At 40.0% G+C, this 4464-nt stretch carries 3 protein-coding genes; all 3 read left to right on the forward strand.

Annotation, left to right across the window (positions count from 1 at the left end):
- The first annotated feature begins 665 nt into the window (after positions 1-665).
- The 3 genes from FTT98_RS17285 to ilvC all read left to right on the forward strand — a co-directional run bounded on the left by FTT98_RS17285 (position 666) and on the right by ilvC (position 4007).
- On the forward strand, positions 666-2393 hold the full coding sequence (locus FTT98_RS17285; protein ID WP_168378448.1) for an acetolactate synthase 3 large subunit: 1728 nt from the start codon (positions 666-668) through the stop codon (positions 2391-2393).
- A complete protein-coding gene (ilvN, locus tag FTT98_RS17290; RefSeq protein WP_078189625.1) occupies positions 2390-2881 on the forward strand; it encodes an acetolactate synthase small subunit in 492 nt (163 codons plus the stop codon). Before FTT98_RS17285 ends, ilvN begins: the two co-directional genes overlap by 4 nt.
- A 109-nt stretch (positions 2882-2990) precedes the next feature.
- Complete coding sequence (gene ilvC / locus FTT98_RS17295) at positions 2991-4007, forward strand: ketol-acid reductoisomerase (RefSeq protein ID WP_078192867.1); 1017 nt, start codon at positions 2991-2993, stop codon at positions 4005-4007.
- Positions 4008-4464: the final 457 nt, after the last annotated feature.

Consider the following 4464-nt stretch of genomic DNA (forward strand, 5'->3'; position numbering starts at 1 on the left):
GTCATGAGAAAGCCCATATAAATGGGTAATGTACAAGTTGCTGTAGAAGCATGTTTAATTCGTCTGATCACAGATACTTTATAAAGTATTTTAATACTTTTTTGAATCAGTCAATGCGTAAGTCCTAGTGTTTTTATCATTTAATCCATGTATTAAGTTGAAAGTGGGGCAAGTGAATTAAAAACTCACATTCATTCATTCATTCATTTAATTTATTTATTAGATTTATAAAAGTATTTTATTAAACACATGCTAACTGGTTATAAATAAACAAACTACAAAGAATACAAAGAAAGAGAGAGTGCTTAAAAAACAAACGGTCTGTAAGTAATCAGAAAAAAGCCGATTTTTAAACTTGACTTTAATGGTTGAAACTACAAAAATGCTGTCTTTAGTTTTATATGCCTTAGATCGATCACCCTTCGAATGAGTGCATTTTAGCAATGGACTTCTTCTCTAGCCGAGAGGTTGAACAAAGCCAACAAAATATGTTTATCCCAACATGTTTTAGACCCCATATTGCTCAAACAGCAAGCAGGTCAGATTTTTTTCTTATTGCTATGAAAACTATGAAATTTGTGTGCTATAACAGAGCACACAGTTAATGAATTAACCACGACAAATGCCCTCCATTTGTGCGTGAAAAAAGATTAGGGTGAATCACGTTGGAACTTTTATCTGGTGGTGAAATGCTCGTACGCGCTTTAGCGGACGAAGGCGTTGAACATGTTTTTGGATACCCAGGCGGCGCAGTACTGCATATTTATGATGCGCTATTTCAACAAGAAAAAATCAATCATTACCTAGTGCGCCACGAGCAAGCTGCTGGTCATATGGCTGATGCTTACTCACGTGTCACAGGTAAAACAGGTGTCGTACTGGTGACATCTGGTCCGGGTGCAACAAATACCGTAACTCCAATTGCAACTGCCTATATGGACTCAATCCCAATGGTGATTTTGTCAGGTCAGGTTGCAAGCCATCTTATCGGTGAGGATGCGTTCCAAGAAACGGATATGGTTGGTATTTCGCGCCCAATCGTAAAACACAGCTTCCAAGTACGTCATGCAAGCGAAATCCCTTCGATTATTAAGAAGGCATTTTATATCGCTTCAAGTGGTCGTCCGGGTCCTGTTGTCGTTGATATTCCAAAGGATGCGACGAATCCTGCAGAGAAATTTGCTTACGAATATCCTGAAAAAGTGAAAATGCGTTCGTATCAACCGCCGCATCGTGGTCACTCAGGTCAAATTCGTAAAGCAATTGATGAATTGATTCATGCTAAACGCCCAATTATTTATTCAGGCGGCGGTGTGGTTCAAGGCAATGCTTCTGCACAGTTGACAGAACTTGCACATTTACTGGGTTATCCAGTAACCAGTACCTTAATGGGTCTTGGTGCGTATCCGGGCAATGATGAACAATTCATCGGCATGTTGGGTATGCATGGTACTTACGAAGCCAATATGACTATGCACAATGCAGATGTGATTCTGTGTGTGGGCGCGCGCTTCGATGACCGTGTAACCAATAATCCAGCGAAATTCTGTCCAAATGCGAAAGTCATTCATATTGATATAGACCCAGCAACGATTTCAAAAACAATTATGGCGCACATCCCAATTGTGGGTGCAGTAGAGCCTGTATTGACTGAAATGTTGGCTCAATTAAAGCAATTGAATGTGTCTAAACCAAATCCCGAAGATATCGCGGCTTGGTGGAAACAAATCAATGAATGGCGTCAAGTTCATGGTTTGAACTATGATAAACCAACTGATGGTTCAATGAAGCCACAGCAAGTTGTTGAAGCGTTGGATAAAATTACCAATAGCCAAGCCATCATTACTTCAGACGTTGGTCAACACCAAATGTTTGGTGCGCTTTACTACAAATACACACGTCCACGTCAATGGATCAACTCAGGTGGTCTAGGAACCATGGGTGTAGGTTTGCCATATGCTATGGCAGCAAAACTTGCCTTCCCAGATCAACAAGTAGTGTGTATTACTGGCGAAGCATCGATTCAGATGTGTATCCAAGAACTTTCTACATGTAAGCAATATGGCTTGAATGTAAAAATTCTATGCTTGAATAACCGTGCATTAGGTATGGTTAAGCAATGGCAAGACATGAACTACGAAGGTCGTCACTCAAGTTCTTATGTTGAGTCACTTCCTGACTTCCCTAAATTAATGGAAGCGTATGGGCATGTGGGTATTCAAATTGATCATGCAGATGAACTCGAATCGAAGCTTGCTGAAGCAATGGCGATCAATGACAAGTGCGTGTTTATTAACGTGATGGTTGACCGTTCAGAGCATGTATATCCAATGTTGGTTGCTGGCCAGTCAATGAAAGATATGTGGTTAGGCAAAGGAGAGCGCACACAATGAGACATATTATCTCTGTACTTGTAGAAAACGAAGCAGGTGCGCTTTCACGTTTGGTAGGTTTATTCTCTCAGCGTGGTTATAACATTGAGACATTAAACGTAGCGCCAACAGAAGATCCGACGCTTTCGCGTTTGACTTTAACCACGTATGGCGATGAGCATAAAATTGAACAAATCACCAAACAACTCAACAAGCTTGTCGAAGTTGTTAAAGTTGTTGATTTGTCTGAAGGTGCTCATATTGAACGTGAATTGATGTTAATTAAAGTCAAAGCACTTGGTTCAGCGCGCGCAGAAATTAAACGTACTGCGGATATTTTCCGTGGACAAATCGTAGACGTAACACCAACGACATATACCATTCAAATCGCAGGTACAACTGAAAAGATAGATGGTTTTATTGATGCCTTAGCTGAAAATACAATTCTAGAAGTTGTACGTTCAGGTGTTTCAGGTATCGCACGTGGCGAAAAAGTTTTAACTATCTAATTTTATATATTCACCTCACTCCTATGGGTGAGGTACTTGAAACGTGAATAATCAAACAGAATCACGGTATCAAGTTAAAGGAAACAAAAGCATTTTAGCGGAGACAGCAATGCAAATTTTTTACGATAAAGACACAGACTTATCTATCATCCAAGGCAAAAAAGTAGCAATCATTGGTTATGGTTCACAAGGCCATGCTCATGCGCTTAACCTTAAAGATTCAGGCGTTGACGTAACTGTAGGTCTACGTGCTGGTTCTACTTCTTGGAAAAAAGCTGAAAATGCTGGTCTTAAAGTTTCAGAAGTTCCTGCTGCTGTAGCTCAAGCTGACTTAGTTATGATTTTGACTCCAGATGAGTTCCAATCACAACTTTACCGTGACGTAATTGAGCCAAACATCAAGCAAGGTGCAACGCTAGCATTTGCTCATGGTTTCTCTGTTCTTTATAACCAAGTTGTTCCACGTGCTGACCTTGACGTAATCATGGTTGCTCCAAAAGCGCCTGGTCATACTGTACGTTCAGAATTCCAACGTGGTTCAGGTGTACCTGATCTTATCGCTGTTCACCAAGATGCTTCTGGTAATGCACGTAACGTTGCGCTTTCTTACGCTTCAGGTGTGGGTGGTGGTCGTACTGGTATTATTGAAACTTCATTCCGTGAAGAAACTGAAACTGACCTTTTCGGTGAGCAAGCAGTTCTTTGTGGTGGTGCTGTTGAATTGGTTAAAATGGGCTTCGAAACTTTGGTTGAAGCTGGTTATGCACCAGAAATGGCTTACTTCGAATGTCTACACGAACTTAAATTGATCGTTGACTTAATGTTCGAAGGCGGTATCGCGGACATGAACTACTCAGTATCAAACAATGCTGAATATGGCGAATACGTAACTGGTGTTGAAGTAATCAACGAACAGTCTCGTGAAGCTATGCGTAATGCGCTTAAACGTATTCAATCTGGTGAATACGCGAAGATGTTCATCCAAGAAGGTGCGTTGAACTATCCTTCTATGACTGCTCGTCGTCGTCAAAACGCGGCGCATGGTATCGAAGTAACTGGTAACAAGTTACGTGCGATGATGCCTTGGATCCAAGCGAACAAAATCGTTGATAAAGAGAAAAACTAATTTCTTGAATCAATTGATTTGAATACGAAGACCCACTCATTTTGAGTGGGTTTTTTAATATCTAAAGTTACGTGCCTTAAAAATAGAAAAGCATACTTTTCTATTTTTGCGTACCTTGGATCCTAGCGAACAAAATCGTAGACAAAGAAAAGAACGAAGTTCTGATATCTAAGTCAAAAAGCCCTTGTTTTTAACAGGGGCTTTTTTATCCCTTATAAAAGACGGCATCAAGGCTACGAGCCTCAAATGATGTAAGCGATACTTTCATCATTTTCGCGCCTTGGATCCAAGCAAACAAAATCGTTGATAAAGAGAAAAACTAATTTCTTGCTTTGTACACGACAAAAAAAGATAACTCATTGAAATAATGGCATAATACTTGTTTTCTGACGACGAATATGATGACACATTTCAATGAGTTACATCTCATCTTAAACAAATATCTAAAGTGGAACAA

The organism is Acinetobacter sp. YH12039, assembly GCF_013420015.1.
Taxonomy (GTDB): domain Bacteria; phylum Pseudomonadota; class Gammaproteobacteria; order Pseudomonadales; family Moraxellaceae; genus Acinetobacter; species Acinetobacter amyesii.